The sequence below is a fragment of the Ochrobactrum sp. AN78 genome (genome assembly GCF_029909885.1).
Lineage (GTDB): Bacteria > Pseudomonadota > Alphaproteobacteria > Rhizobiales > Rhizobiaceae > Brucella > Brucella quorumnocens.
Genome location: NZ_JASAMU010000009.1, coordinates 1 through 12557, shown reverse-complemented (window position 1 = coordinate 12557; position 12557 = coordinate 1). Strand labels below are relative to the sequence as shown.

Genomic DNA, 12557 nt, shown 5'->3' with positions numbered 1-12557 from the left:
TTACCCCGAGCCACCATCCTCATTTCTAGGGGTTTGCGGGCACGTCAGCCAGGCTTATACCTAGAAGTGTCTGGTATTGATCTTCAGGTCGGTTCCTTTTCGCTCGAAAGGAGAGCCGCGTCATGGAGCCGGTTTTTGCAAGCTTTCAGGTCAGCATGTCAGAATGTTTTATCCGACGATGTTTCGTCCGCGGTGTGTTTGCATGTTAAGCGAATAGGACTGGGTATTTTTGTATGAATGAATAGGCTCAGTGCGCCCTTGCTGTCGTTTCTTTGTTTTGGTTTGCACGGCACCGGGTGTAGTGACAGGACGGAGCGTGGATCCGCCTTCATGGGCAGTTGAGCATAAGGACTTTGATCATGGCAGGCAATCGTACAAATCCCAGTTTCATGAATGGTGTACCGGAGCTTCTCATTCTCAAGCTGCTGTCAGGCCGGGAAATGTATGGCTATGAGGTGGTACAGGCGATCCGCTTCCACACCGGCGAGGCGATCGCGCTGGGTGAAGGTGTGGTCTATCCGGTTCTTCATACGCTTGAGCGCGAAGGGGCATTGCGGTCCCGGCGCCTGGCTGTCGCCGGGCGCACCCGGATTTATTATTCGATAACCCGAATCGGTGAGGCGCGGCTAACGGAATTGGCATCGAACTGGAGCGCGCTGGCAACCACCATCCAGACGGTCGTTTTCAGCACGCTTCCGCTCGGGACTGTGTGAGGTTCGGTCGCGGTTTCAGGGGTTGTCACCACGCGATGCAGCGATATGGATCAAGCCTGGTAGCGGCGCAGTTCCTGCCATTGCGTGATGATCCAATAAGGCATCAGCGTCAACAGCAGATCACCAGTGATGCGACCGAAATTCTCACTGCCAATCCGCAGCGTGACGCAGACAAGCCCAGGCAAAGGCGCCTCCGGCACGATTATCGCACAATTGATCAGGCTGCTCAGAGCGGCAAGCAGGCATAGGGCGAAGACCGGCCAGAATGCCGGAAGCCTCTGAAGGATGGCAATGGAGGCCACCCACCAGCCGCAAACCACCGGCAGCGCGCCGGTAAATATGCTCGTTGTTCCCTTGATGAGCGATTGCGCGGCGATGGGCGACAGAGCAGTTGATAGCATTGACAGCCCGATTACGGTGAGGGCGAGCGAGAGTATGAGGATGGCAGCAGGCGCGACAACCAGTGCGCGGAAAGGGGTTGTTGCACAGCGGGAACGCAAGTGTGGCGCGTTAAGCATGGCTTGCGTGAGTTGCCTGATATCACCAAGCCCGCGCGCAGCGCGCGCGCGCACCTGATCCGGCGGATAACCTTCCGCCCGATAATGCTCACACAGCCGCTCGAAATGGTGAGACAATTCCCGCACACAGAGATGCGCATGGCGCCGGACGACACCCTGGCGCAAAAGCGTATCGCGAAGGTCAACAAACTGCTTTTCCATGGCTGCTCCAAGCCGGTTATTTGTGGCAAGCGCTCAAAGAGAGGTGCTTGCGGGGTGTCTGAGGCGAAGAATGGGACTCGCTCTATTGCGGGCATACGGCTCCGCATGCTTTGGCTGCCGCGCATGCTCAGTGACGCCACCGATTGACAAGAAAGCCCGGATCCTGGTGGAAAAGCGTTTCGCTGCCGCGGGCTTGGTGAGCGTCGTGGTCGTGAAACGTTTCTGTCGACCCTAAGTCCAGCCGGCGCGTGCGGGTCAAATTGGGGCGCAATCGCTTTGGACAAAGCAGAAAAAAGGGCAGCGTCGCCGCCAGATAGAGCATGAAACAATTCCAGCTGGAACCATTCATGTTGGTACAGACACGCACCGACCCACCAATTAACGCGACGCGTGCGTCGATGAGCAGCCAGCAGCTGTTGCTGGCCAGGCTGACCAGCCCGGCAACCGGCCATACAATGCCCGTGCGGCGTCTGAGAGCATACAGCATCACCGCCCAGCCACACAGCAGTGGCAGCATGTAGTTGCAGCTCAGCTTGATCAGCAGTGCGGTCTGCAGAAGCATGTCTTGCGACAAGCTTTGCGGGCGCAGCAGAACGGGCAGCAACAACAGCATATTGCCAAGCAACAGGAAAATATTGGGGGCAACAATCATATGGAGGACCCGTGACCAGAAACTCGCCCTGTCCGTCGCGGTTGCAGGGCGTTGTGGCGGCTGGTGCCGATGACGACTGCCCGCGGTCGTGTTCGATGCGCGAAACAGCGTTTGAAGAGCCGGAGATGGTCGCGGTCGCTTGATCTGAGCGAGACGCAGCCAGAAGCGGCTGCCGCGGCTTTTGTGTCGAATGCCTGCGCCGAAAGCCGCGTCCTTCCCTGCAGGGCATCGCGACTGCGTTAAGAAGGCTTGTTGATGAAACCAACGAATGGCGCCTCGGCACGTTAGCGCAGCAAGCCACGTTGGCGCAGGAAGCAGGGGGAGGTGGCGCGTTTCGCTGAGATGATTGAGATGGTTGTTCTGATCCTGCTGATCGAGATAAGCACGCGCGATGTCATAGCCGCTCGGCTTTCGGCTTGCACGCGCTGTTCGGGTCAAGGCGGGCGAAAATGCAGTTGGCACTGGATTGGTCATGTGGGACATGGAATGAACCCTGACTGATGGTTTATACCTATAACTAAAAGGCATAAGTCAATTGCCTGCTTCTGCTCAATCGCAACTTATTGCCGGCACACATGCGGTATTGCCGTCCTGTGGTGCTGATCCGCCCTGATCCCGATTGATTGGAACGGCTTATCGCAAATAAATCGGAGACTCTCAGAGCATTAAGGACAGGCTGGAGGCGAACAGGCGGCATTGAGGTCTGGTGGAGGTTTATGGGGATGGGATCTGATGAGCAGTGCGGATTTCATAACTCTGGTGGGCGCTCGCGACGCAAGGCGGCGTTTGTCGCTTTTCTCCATGCTATCCCGCGCCGCGAGGGCACCCGAGGATGGCTCAAAGGAGACCGCATCCCCGCTCATATATCACATGTTTCTTATTGAAAACCCTATAGAATTTACCACTAGAACTTGGAGTTGAACCGCCTGGCGGACTATGGTCAATGCTATGTTTCACACTTCCGGGAGGTTGGGAGTGTCGACCGAGCGCTCAACGCCCCTCCAGCTCGTTGGGCGCTCGGCTTTACTGATCAACGCGTTGCGCAGGATATTTCTGCCGATTTTGCTGCCCAAAGGCCGGCTGGGCCGCAGTGAGAGGGGCTGATGATCGGCGATCTGGCGCGCGATCCGGATATAATAGCTGACATGCTTGCTCTCTATATCCGAAAATTGTTGCAGGCGGATGTGGCGCCGCAGACTGCCGGCGCCTCTAAGGAGGCCATAGGGGTCGAGAAAGGTGGCGCCGTGACTGAATTCGAGGTTCAGGTGATCCTTGAATGAGAAGATCCCGCAGAAATCCGCGCGCGCTGAACAATATCCCGCCAAATTTGACATGTTCGCGAACGGGATCGCCGGATGCGAGCACCATTTCCCGCAAGCGCTGGACGGTGTCAAATTGTTCATTGTGAAACTCCCGGACGCCTTCCAGGAGCGCATCGACTTTAATGCTGGACATCGTGATGTTGACCTGGGTTGAACTGGTGGTATTTCAATGCGCGCGGTTGCCAGCAAGGGCAGCGCATGCGGAGCACTCTCAATTCTATCACGGCGGTCGTAAGCAACTGTTGCCGCCTCTCAAACTGCTTCGTTGCCGATTTCAGGGCCGGCGACGCGCCTTACGCTGCCCACGGTTTAAGGCGGCTTGAGAGCAGACACGCGGTTTCAACCAGCCATCGGTGCCTGATTGCAGGATCTGCCTTGAAACTGTGAATAGTCGTGGTCATCCGCCCCCTCCCTGATGCGTGCATGGCCCGATCTCCTCCTCTGTACAGAGCAAGTTGACGGAATCTCAATCGTCGTGGTCGCCTGCAATGGAAGAAGAGCCGCAGATCACCAATGGCACCGCGGCCCTTCTGAAGGAGGAGTCTGTCGAGCCCAATACGTCAACACACTCGCTATGCATGATCTTTATCAATATAATAACGAGTTGTGTCAATAAAAAAGTTTTCAATATTCAATTATGCCAATTTATTAGTATAATATGGTAAAGTAATATCTATATTAAAATGTATTTCTCCTATAAATAGATAATTATATTTGAGAAATATTAGAGAGCTATGAAGAGCGCCTCGCATCTCTCGATAGTTTTGCTAAAGTTTGTCACTTCAACAGGCGTTCTGATCAGAGCGGTGACTGCAGAATGTCCTGCTGGAGTGACGATGTGGCGGCTACGAAGCAATATCCGCCCTTTTGGACCTTTGTTTGCACTGCACATCCAAGCGTCACTTATTCGCCGGCCTATTGCTCGCCCGGCCGCAGGGTTTAGTCAGGTGCGGGCAATAAATGCAACAAAATGATACATTTGACTATAATAAAAGAGACAAATTGCATGGATATAGCTCTGCGCGCCGTTTCTGTATCTGTTATAAATTTTATGCGCCTAATTTAAGTTGTTTTATTTTAACAGCTGTCCAGATAGCTAGGCGTTTAGAATGTTTCAGTCTTTTTACTTCGTTTATTTCGATGGTATCGAATCATGACAGGGCATTTCTGGGCAATGCCAGTCAAAGGGCAACACAGTAACTGGATGACTTCATGACAATACATCACAATTATTCAGAACTGAATGAAAACGCACTGAGCACTGCTCGATTCCTGGTGGGATTTGCGAACCCGACGCGTCTGCGCATCCTGAGCAGACTTCTCGACGGTGAGTGTTCGGTGGGTGACATGGCCGAATGGCTGAACATCAGCCAGTCAGCGCTGTCGCAGCATCTGGCGAAGCTGCGGGAGTTGCAGCTTGTGGCAACACGCCGCCATCGCCAGACCATTTTCTACTCGGCTGCTTCGCCGCATATCGAACTTTTGCTGTCGACATTGAATGGCTTACGTCTTCCGAAGGCGGACATCCAAGATATCAATATTGGTGCCTATCCGCGCCATGCCTGAAGGCCAACGTCAATGGCCGGGATTGCCATCTGTCGGCGATCCCGGCCATTGAGCCATCAATGCACTGTTGTAACCAGAGAGTGGGCAGGAAGGGGAGTAGGATGAACAGAAATGTAGTTTTTCCAGCTTTGATCGCCGCGCTTGCCTTGGGCATTCCGCAGGTTCATGCCGGCGAAAAACAGTCTGACGCATTGAAGGCTGCGATTATTGGTGGCGTCGTGGTGGGTGGCGCTGCGCTGGTTTTGAAGCCGCATCATCATAAGCGTTCCGCAGCGGGTCCGCTGCCCGATCACCGTTTTGATCAGGGTATGTCCTATCCCAATACGATTCCACTTGCGCCGGGTCCGGTGATCCTGCCCCATGCAATCGGTGGGGGCGTTGAAAGCCACAGTGATCAATCTCGCCCCGTTGGAACAGGCGTATCCCCGCAATCAACGCCGATTGGTGCTGGCGCATCGCGGCAATCTGTGCCCTATCCATCGCCTGAGCCGGTTTACAACCCATATAAGGCGCGGTGACAGTACGTCGCCCAGCCTCGGGACCCCTTGGCTGGCACCTTAAACACACAAGGCTGATCGCTGATGCTGTGTGATAGCGGTTGTTAGAGCGCATCCCGAAAAGTACGAAGCGGTTTACGGCACAAGATCCGCGTAAAAACAAATCGATAGAGCATTTCCAATGCCTCAGTCAAAACAGGAAATGCTCTAGAAGAATTTGGTCGGATTGCCATCATCATTTTACCAGGGCAATGACTTGGCGCACCACCTCTTGCTGCAACGGACGCTGCTTTTCAATATTGAAATGGCCAACGTCCTTCGCGTCGGAAAAATCCCGATTGTCGAGCTTACCCTTAAAACCTGGGCCGGCTTTGAGAGGCAATCCCCAGCCATGATGTGAGAAGTAGAAATTGACGGCCTTTCGCACATTCTTAGGCAAGGGCTCCGGCGCGGTCGCAGCGAAGGTCGCGAGATAGTCGACGGGAATGGCAAATTTGTCGAGCGATGCGGCGATGGCGATGATGGCGTTGGCCCCCAGCGAATGGCCGATCAGGACAATGGGGCGGGGCCCGGGTTTCTGGCGCTCGGCGATGATGGTCTTGGCGACCTGTCGCCAGGCAACATGGCTTTCAACATGGGTGACAATTCCGGACGCTTTGAGATCTGCGGCGATGGCGTCCAAGCCGGTCGAGAAAAGATTACCAAAGCCGCGCAGCAGATAGACCGACGCGCGGCTTGCGGGTACGGACCTGTTTGCAGCAGCGGATGCAAGCTTTCTTGCTGATGCGGGAGCGGTGAGCGCTGCGGGTGTGGCCAACAAGGCCAGGCCAAGCCGCAGCAAATGACGACGATGCAGGGATGCTTGAAATAAACAGCTGTCAGGATCGGTCATGGTACAAATAACCAGAATTTTGGAATGACAGAACCGGTTCGCCTGCAATAGGCGTCGTATTCCGCGCCAAAACGAGCCTGCATCATCGCTTCTTCGCGGGGAACGCGGTAAAAATACAGGAACCCCACCCCGATCAGAGCCGCCGCACCGACAATCCAATTTTGCAGAAGACAAAATTGCGCAAGCGCCCATAGCCAGAACGAGAGATACATCGGGTGGCGGACGTAATGATAGAGACCCTCGGTTATCAACGCATGTTCATTGCGGATCTGTAAGGAAACCGACCAGTTACGGCCCAATTGTTGATGGCTTGCATAGAAAAGGGCCAGGAACGCGATCTCAATCCCGAGGCCGGTCCAAGCCAGCCATGGCTGAAACGGCATGTCGGCGCCGGAGGGAAATCCTGTGGTCACATAGACAAGGGGAACAAGCGACAGCGAGAATGTCGCCGCCGCCAATGCCAGCCGGTCGAGGCCTGTGCGTTGATCCTCTGCAACGCTGGTCTTGCGCGCTCGCCTGCGGTGGGGAAGTCGGATGACCACCCAGGCAACGAGCCCGGTCGCCCAGATAATCATTGCCAGCTGTGGGGTCATGCAGAAGGCTCCTTCAAACCCTGTCGATTGCCCAGAAGGTGATTGCGTGCCCGGTTCTCAAGCGTGGTCGGCCCGCAGCAGATCTGAAAGAAATCATACCAGTAGGCTTTGGTATTCGCGAAGATATACTGATAGTGCACGCGGAAGAAATTGCGTTTGATGCGGCGATAGCTATCAGGTTGCAGCATGTCTTTTATTCTGACGGTGCGTATCAACGGAAACTCGCTTCTGGATTCCTGATCAAGCTTCATCTCCCTTACCGGGTCGGTTTTATAGAAATTGATCGGGTCCGTGAGGCATTGAACTTCCACCCATCGCAGATGCGGGTCAGCGATGACTTGGCGCATCCGCTGGCGAAAGTCCTTCGCAGCCTTGCTGTAGCCGGCTTTCAATGCAGTGGAACCAAGGGTCAGAATGCTCACGTCAGGCGCACACCGGGAGAAATCTGGATCAAGTGAAAGACAGCGGGCTGCAACATCCAGAATGAGCATGCCGCCGGTGCTGTGACCGATGAGAATGATTTCGTCGTAACGCTGCCCTTGAGCCTTATCTACAATGCGACTGGCGAAGCGCTGGAGCAGCGCGTCCGCGTCAGGTCGCTGCGACCGCATGAATTGCGACGAGAATGACCACAGGTCCATCAAGTGCAAGGCTGACCAACGCTTTCCCAGGGTCGACAGCGCCAGGAAAAACACCATCAAGCCGATCGCGATGCTGGCAAGCCCGAGCCATGCAGACAGCAACAGAGCCGCAAGGCCACCGAGCATTGCAAATGCCACAATTGTCAGAAACGGGTAAAGAAAATACAGTCCGAAGCGCCAGGCTTTGAGAAAGAAACGCTGCGCGCTGCCCTCGATGATGAAGCCTGAAAAGGCTCTAAGATAGCGAAGCAGTCGATTGAGGATGGGCCTTTTGAAATCGGAAAGCACGATCGGGTCGAGGGCGAGAAAGCTGAAATCGGTCTGGGTTGACCAGCCTTCAGGCAGGCTGCGCGCGGTGATCGCAACACTCCCACTTTCATCATCAGTCTGAGAGGGTTGATCCAATAGTTGGGTCTCTGTGCCCCAGAGCCGGTCAAACCGCTGGATTTCCTTGCGCATCCGCCTGAAAAAAGTGGTCGGCGTCTTGGGGTCATAACCACCGATAAAAAAGACCGCGCGTCGTGTGACCGGCTGCTCCATAAGCAAACAGTAATAAGGTTCATTTCGAATGTCGAGAGCAAAGCAAACGATCGGCTGCTGAAAGGGGCTCTGACGTATTTGCCCGCAGCGATCGGTAATGCGGAGACAATGCCCGACGCCGCCTATGGGATTGATTGGTGATCGGAGATCAACGCTGCGGCAGGTGGCGAGGTCAAGGGGACCTTGCTCGTTATGAAAGTCCTCCCGCGACCATCACAACGGAGAGTGGAATGCGTGTCTGTGGGAAGTCTGCGGGAGGCGCCTGGTCAATATCCCGGTCACCGGGGTCACCAGGCGCCATAGTCTTGATTAATTCAGGCCGAGACGTTTACGCAGTTCAGCATTCTCCTTGCGCAGCTTTTCGGCGAGCGACTTGCGCAGACGCTGGTTTTCGGCTTCGAGCGAGACCAATGCCTTGAGATCGTCGCTTGCAACAGCGGCCTTGGCTGCCGGAGCCTTTGTGGAGGATGACTTGGAAGCAGGGGCTTTTGCAGCTGCGGTCTTCGGCTTGGAACCTTTTGCCGGTGCTGACTTGGTTGTAGCCTTTGCCGCAGCCGGCTTGGCTTTCGACTGGACGTCGTTCTTCCAGTTGTAATAGGTCTGTTCGCTCAGATTAAGCTTGACGAGCGTGTCCTTGAGGGTGTTACCGGCAGCGGTTTCGCTGCTGACCGCTGCCAGCAGGCTGGAGCGTTCTTCCGGCGTGTAACGACGCAGCTTACGCACCGGGGCAACCGGTGCTGCTGCAGCCGATTTGGATTTCGGGGCGGTCTTTTTTGCAGCTGGTGATTTCTTCTCCGCAGCCTTCGCCTGTTCCGGTTTCGGGCTTGCAGTCGCTTCCGAAACTTCAGTCGTGTTCTGATCGGCCATGTGTCACTTCTCCTAATATGGTATGGTACAATTGCACAGCATTCGGGGTGAGCCTAGAACAATAAAATTAACCTATTCTTTAAGATACTGCATCTTTCATCGCTTTTTATAGATCAATAGGCGAACAAGGTCCAGTTGGTCTGGCCTCTGCGGTCCCAATCAATGCAATTCAGGGCGTTTACCCATTCCGATGACCTTTCGGGGGACCTTAATCTCATCAATGAGCTTCTGGCCGGTGCGCATGATGGCTACACGATCGAAAAACGCTTGCGGCGTCCCGAGAACCCCCATGTTATGTGCACATTCATTCGCGACCATGCGCGATGGCAAGGGCGAGGTGGTTGGTTTTATTTCCCAGATCGAAGACGTTACGAAAGAAAAGGAGGCAGAGCGGCAACTCGCCGAGCGCGCCGCGATGCTGTCAATGGCGATGCAGGCGCTTCGCGGTGGGTTTTGGCACATGGACGTGGCAAGCGAAACCTTTGAGACATCCGACCGGCTTGCAGAATTCATCAAGGGCCCTCAGGCGCCACGGCTTGATCTGCAAGCCCTCTCGGCCGGATCAAGCTCGACGACGTTGCCGCTGCCGATCTTGAATGATTGATGCGGAGTGTGGTGAATCAGTCAGTGGCGCAATGCCGTTTGAAGACAGTGGATGGCGAGCGCTTCATGCGCTGCGACCGGAGAATGTTGCGGGATGAGGATGGCGTCCCGACCCGCATTGTTGTTGTCACCATAGACGGGACACAGGAACGTCTGAAGCTTGAGGATCTGGAGCGACGTTCGGAAACAGATCAGTCGAGCGGTCTGCGCAACAGGCGCGGATTTGAGCATGGTTTTGATGCGCTGCACTCGGGACTGGGCTATTGCGTTCTGGTAATTGACCTTAACGGTTTCAAAGCGGTCAGTGACCGCTAATGTCACGCAATGGGAGACGCAATATTGGTAGCGACCGCCAAACGGTTAATGGCCGTTGCAGGCGATGGCGAGCGGGTGGCTTGGATAGGGGGAGACGAGTTTTTATTCGCCCATTGTGACGATCAGCAGAGCGGCCTGCGTCAGGGGGTGCAATTGTCGCGGCGATGGGTCACCCGATCCTGATTGGTCGGATTGCAAGCGATGTCGGCGTCAGTACTGGCGGGATCTGGTCACAGGCGAAATCGGCGCTCGACGATCATTCGGCCGATGGCGTGCGCTTTTCGGCGCATGTGAAGCGGTATGACGCAGGCACCAGATAAGAGGACTTTCAGCGGATAAGTGGGTTTTCTCGCGTCCGAAGGACATGCGTGCTGCACGAAAGGCCCGACCCTGTCGACAGCCAAAATTTGCAGGCTCCGAGCCTTTGCCATTATCGGGTCGGGCTCTATCTACCTCAATAGAAAATGAATGCCAGAAGACAAGAGCTTTGATGGAGCCCGAACTCAGACTAGAATCCCGCCCCTTATCCGCAGCGCAGGAACAGTCACGCCTGCCGGCTCTCGCGGCGATCGCTGCTGGGATTGCTGTGCTGTATTTTGCCAAGGATGTGTTTCTGCCGCTGGCCATTGCCGTTTTGCTGACCTTCATGCTGGCGCCAATCGTCTCGTCATTGCGGCGGTTGGGCCTGCCGCGTCTGCCAGCCATCATAACAAGTGTTTCGGGTGGCTTCCTGGTGATTGTTCTGTTCAGCGCAATCCTGGCCTTTCAAGTTTCGGAAGTCGGTCAGAATATCGCGACATACCAATATAATATCATAGAGAAAATCCGCACGCTGAAAGAGGCGGGCACCGACAACAGCCTGATCAGTCGCCTCAATCGCTTTGTCGAACGGGTGGGCGCAGAAATCAACCAGGACGAAGAAAGGGCCACCTCCGCCCCAGGGAATGCAGAGGTTGAACGCAAACCGATCCTGGTGGAGATCTTTGCGCAACGCAATCCGATCGAAACGCTTGAAACGGTGATCGGCCCCTTGGTGGGGCCGCTTGCCACGCTCGGTCTGGTGATTGTCGTGGTTGTGTTCATGCTGCTTGAAAGGGAGGAGTTGCGCGATCGCTTCATTAGACTGGTCGGCTATGGGGATCTGCACCGCACCACCATCGCCCTGCAGGAAGCGGGCAGCCGGGTCGGACGTTATCTTTTAACCCAGCTTATGGTCAATATCGCTTATGGTGTGCCCTTGGGGATTGGCCTTTGGGTTCTGGGGATACCCAATGCACTTTTATGGGGCATGCTGGCGGTCCTGCTGCGCTTTGCCCCCTATATCGGTCCAGTGATTGCTGCGGTCATGCCGTTGTTTCTGGCATTTGCCATTGCACCGGGTTGGAACCTGCTGCTGTGGACGATCGGGCTGTTCATTGTCATTGAGCTGATTTCCAACAATGTGATGGAGCCGTGGCTTTACGGATCGCGCACCGGATTGTCGCCGCTCGCCATCATCGTGGCGGCGATTTTCTGGACCTGGTTATGGGGGCCGATCGGACTTGTGTTATCGACACCGTTGACGGTCTGCCTGGTGGTGCTGGGGCGTTACGTTCCGCAGTTCCGGTTTCTGGAAATACTGTTTGGTGCCGAGCCGGTGTTGAACCCGCATGAGCGGCTTTATCAGCGCCTGTTGTCCGGCGATCCCAACGAGGCGACTGACAACGCGCTGGAATTTCTGTCCAAGGCGTTTCTGGTGGAGTATTACGGCAGCGTGGCGATACCAGCATTGCTGATTGCCGAACAGGATAGGGTGCGTGGCGTGTTAAGCGACACGCAATTGAGCCAGCTTTCGCACAGCGCGCGATTGGTTGTCGCAAATTTAAGACAGATCGCCGAGGAAGAGGAAGACAATGAGGAAGAGGTTGCGGTTGAGACCGTGACCGATGGTGAGCAGGGCGAAGCGCTGCAATTGCCGTCCGGCGACGGAAAATCGATCATCTGTCTTGGGGGCCGGGGTCCGCTGGATGACGTGAGTGCCGCTATGCTGGCGCAGGTTCTGGCGGTGCAAGGGGCGACGAGCAGGGTGGTCGATCATGAACATTCCCAGCCTAGTCAATTGCGCAGAGCGGATATTGAGCACGCGACAGCCATTGTTCTGTGTGTGCTTGATCTGGAATCTGCCAGTCGCGCGAAATTCCTCTTGCGCAGGCTAAGACGGCTCAATGCGCTTGCCCGGATTGGCCTGGCGATCTGGCGAAGCGACGGGGAGGTTGAGGCTGTTGATGAAGCCCGGCTGCGTTCCGAGATTGAAGCCGATTTTGTGGCTTTCGATCTGCTGACGGCGACACTTGAATGTCTCTCCGATGCCAGGCCGAACGACTGGGGAGCCAGACCCGCAAAAATGCTCAGAAAGCGTCCTCAGAGACCGAAGGAGCGCGAGATGGCAGGACACTGACGGCGGGGACCCCGTCAAGGGGATGGGCATTGTAGCTGTTGCGACTTCGGTCGATATTCGGATGGTCTTAGCGTGGGTTCCCAACAGAAATGGGTGGATGGTTCCGCCTGAACGATTGCGCAACCGCCTTGAGCGGTTGCGCATTTTATTGATTTACCACTTGACGCGGAAGCCGGCATTTCCGGTGATTGTGTAGCTGT

15 protein-coding genes are annotated in these 12557 nt (G+C 55.4%); 8 read left to right on the top strand and 7 right to left on the bottom strand.

Going from position 1 to position 12557, the window contains the following annotated elements; translation table 11 throughout:
• Positions 1-359: 359 nt before the first annotated feature.
• On the top strand, positions 360-713 hold the full coding sequence (locus QBD00_RS16375; protein ID WP_151093251.1) for a PadR family transcriptional regulator: 354 nt from the start codon (positions 360-362) through the stop codon (positions 711-713).
• 50 nt (positions 714-763) lie between these two features.
• Here QBD00_RS16375 and QBD00_RS16370 read toward each other — a convergent pair whose 3' ends face one another.
• Positions 764-1432, bottom strand: a complete 669-nt coding sequence (locus QBD00_RS16370; protein ID WP_151093249.1) for a hypothetical protein — start codon at positions 1430-1432, stop codon at positions 764-766.
• A 127-nt stretch (positions 1433-1559) separates the two neighbouring features.
• A complete protein-coding gene (locus QBD00_RS16365; RefSeq protein ID WP_151093248.1) occupies positions 1560-2084 on the bottom strand; it encodes a hypothetical protein in 525 nt (174 codons plus the stop codon).
• An 11-nt stretch (positions 2085-2095) separates the two neighbouring features.
• Between QBD00_RS16365 and QBD00_RS16360 the strand changes: the two genes are divergently transcribed.
• Entirely contained in the window at positions 2096-2227 is a 132-nt protein-coding gene (locus QBD00_RS16360; RefSeq protein WP_268967527.1) for a hypothetical protein, read from the top strand.
• 810 nt (positions 2228-3037) lie between these two features.
• Here the strand turns inward: QBD00_RS16360 and QBD00_RS16355 are convergent.
• Positions 3038-3487, bottom strand: a complete 450-nt coding sequence (locus QBD00_RS16355) for a hypothetical protein (RefSeq protein ID WP_318580046.1) — start codon at positions 3485-3487, stop codon at positions 3038-3040.
• 1131 nt (positions 3488-4618) lie between these two features.
• Here QBD00_RS16355 and QBD00_RS16350 point away from each other — a divergent pair.
• Both QBD00_RS16350 and QBD00_RS16345 read left to right on the top strand, forming a co-directional pair.
• Positions 4619-4972: an ArsR/SmtB family transcription factor gene (locus tag QBD00_RS16350; RefSeq protein ID WP_151093244.1), complete on the top strand. Its 354-nt coding sequence runs from the start codon at positions 4619-4621 to the stop codon at positions 4970-4972.
• Positions 4973-5073: 101 nt separating this feature from the next.
• Positions 5074-5490 (top strand): hypothetical protein, encoded by a 417-nt coding sequence (locus QBD00_RS16345; protein WP_318580045.1) that lies wholly within the window; start codon positions 5074-5076, stop codon positions 5488-5490.
• A gap of 214 nt (positions 5491-5704) precedes the next feature.
• On the opposite strand, the gene QBD00_RS16340 is transcribed toward QBD00_RS16345, so the two are convergent.
• The 4 genes from QBD00_RS16340 to QBD00_RS16325 all read right to left on the bottom strand — a co-directional run bounded on the left by QBD00_RS16340 (position 5705) and on the right by QBD00_RS16325 (position 9002).
• On the bottom strand, positions 5705-6325 hold the full coding sequence (locus tag QBD00_RS16340) for an alpha/beta fold hydrolase (RefSeq protein WP_412535039.1): 621 nt from the start codon (positions 6323-6325) through the stop codon (positions 5705-5707).
• A 32-nt stretch (positions 6326-6357) separates the two neighbouring features.
• Positions 6358-6954, bottom strand: coding sequence for a protein-S-isoprenylcysteine O-methyltransferase (locus QBD00_RS16335; RefSeq protein WP_318580044.1), 597 nt, complete (start codon positions 6952-6954; stop codon positions 6358-6360).
• The gene (locus QBD00_RS16330) at positions 6951-8135 is read right to left on the bottom strand and encodes an alpha/beta fold hydrolase (RefSeq protein WP_151093236.1); all 1185 of its coding nucleotides are present in this window, start codon (positions 8133-8135) and stop codon (positions 6951-6953) included. The genes QBD00_RS16335 and QBD00_RS16330 overlap by 4 nt, the downstream gene beginning before the upstream one ends.
• A gap of 309 nt (positions 8136-8444) precedes the next feature.
• Complete coding sequence (locus QBD00_RS16325) at positions 8445-9002, bottom strand: transposase (RefSeq protein WP_191793535.1); 558 nt, start codon at positions 9000-9002, stop codon at positions 8445-8447.
• 289 nt (positions 9003-9291) lie between these two features.
• On the opposite strand from QBD00_RS16325, the gene QBD00_RS16320 reads away from it, so the two are divergent.
• From QBD00_RS16320 to QBD00_RS16305, 4 genes are all read left to right on the top strand, one after another.
• Positions 9292-9606 carry a hypothetical protein gene (locus QBD00_RS16320; RefSeq protein WP_318580043.1) on the top strand — a complete coding sequence of 105 codons (315 nt, stop codon included), beginning with the start codon at positions 9292-9294 and terminating at the stop codon, positions 9604-9606.
• Between the two features lie 11 nt (positions 9607-9617).
• On the top strand, positions 9618-9920 hold the full coding sequence (locus tag QBD00_RS16315; protein WP_151093230.1) for a GGDEF domain-containing protein: 303 nt from the start codon (positions 9618-9620) through the stop codon (positions 9918-9920).
• Positions 9921-10084: 164 nt separating this feature from the next.
• Positions 10085-10240, top strand: a complete 156-nt coding sequence (locus QBD00_RS16310) for a hypothetical protein (protein ID WP_191793536.1) — start codon at positions 10085-10087, stop codon at positions 10238-10240.
• 170 nt (positions 10241-10410) lie between these two features.
• On the top strand, positions 10411-12357 hold the full coding sequence (locus QBD00_RS16305; RefSeq protein ID WP_151093226.1) for an AI-2E family transporter: 1947 nt from the start codon (positions 10411-10413) through the stop codon (positions 12355-12357).
• The last annotated feature ends 200 nt before the right edge of the window (positions 12358-12557 follow it).

What these genes read in the sequence shown, in the direction of transcription:
- QBD00_RS16375 (WP_151093251.1), top strand. Translation starts at nt 360, where the DNA reads ATGGCAGGCAATCGTACAAATCCCAGTTTCATGAATGGTGTACCGGAG.
- QBD00_RS16370 (WP_151093249.1), bottom strand. Translation starts at nt 1,432, where the DNA reads ATGGAAAAGCAGTTTGTTGACCTTCGCGATACGCTTTTGCGCCAGGGT.
- QBD00_RS16365 (WP_151093248.1), bottom strand. Translation starts at nt 2,084, where the DNA reads ATGATTGTTGCCCCCAATATTTTCCTGTTGCTTGGCAATATGCTGTTG.
- QBD00_RS16355 (WP_318580046.1), bottom strand. Translation starts at nt 3,487, where the DNA reads ATGAACAATTTGACACCGTCCAGCGCTTGCGGGAAATGGTGCTCGCAT.
- QBD00_RS16350 (WP_151093244.1), top strand. Translation starts at nt 4,619, where the DNA reads ATGACAATACATCACAATTATTCAGAACTGAATGAAAACGCACTGAGC.
- QBD00_RS16345 (WP_318580045.1), top strand. Translation starts at nt 5,074, where the DNA reads ATGAACAGAAATGTAGTTTTTCCAGCTTTGATCGCCGCGCTTGCCTTG.
- QBD00_RS16335 (WP_318580044.1), bottom strand. Translation starts at nt 6,954, where the DNA reads ATGACCCCACAGCTGGCAATGATTATCTGGGCGACCGGGCTCGTTGCC.
- QBD00_RS16330 (WP_151093236.1), bottom strand. Translation starts at nt 8,135, where the DNA reads ATGGAGCAGCCGGTCACACGACGCGCGGTCTTTTTTATCGGTGGTTAT.
- QBD00_RS16325 (WP_191793535.1), bottom strand. Translation starts at nt 9,002, where the DNA reads ATGGCCGATCAGAACACGACTGAAGTTTCGGAAGCGACTGCAAGCCCG.
- QBD00_RS16320 (WP_318580043.1), top strand. Translation starts at nt 9,292, where the DNA reads ATGTTATGTGCACATTCATTCGCGACCATGCGCGATGGCAAGGGCGAG.
- QBD00_RS16310 (WP_191793536.1), top strand. Translation starts at nt 10,085, where the DNA reads ATGGGTCACCCGATCCTGATTGGTCGGATTGCAAGCGATGTCGGCGTC.
- QBD00_RS16305 (WP_151093226.1), top strand. Translation starts at nt 10,411, where the DNA reads ATGGAGCCCGAACTCAGACTAGAATCCCGCCCCTTATCCGCAGCGCAG.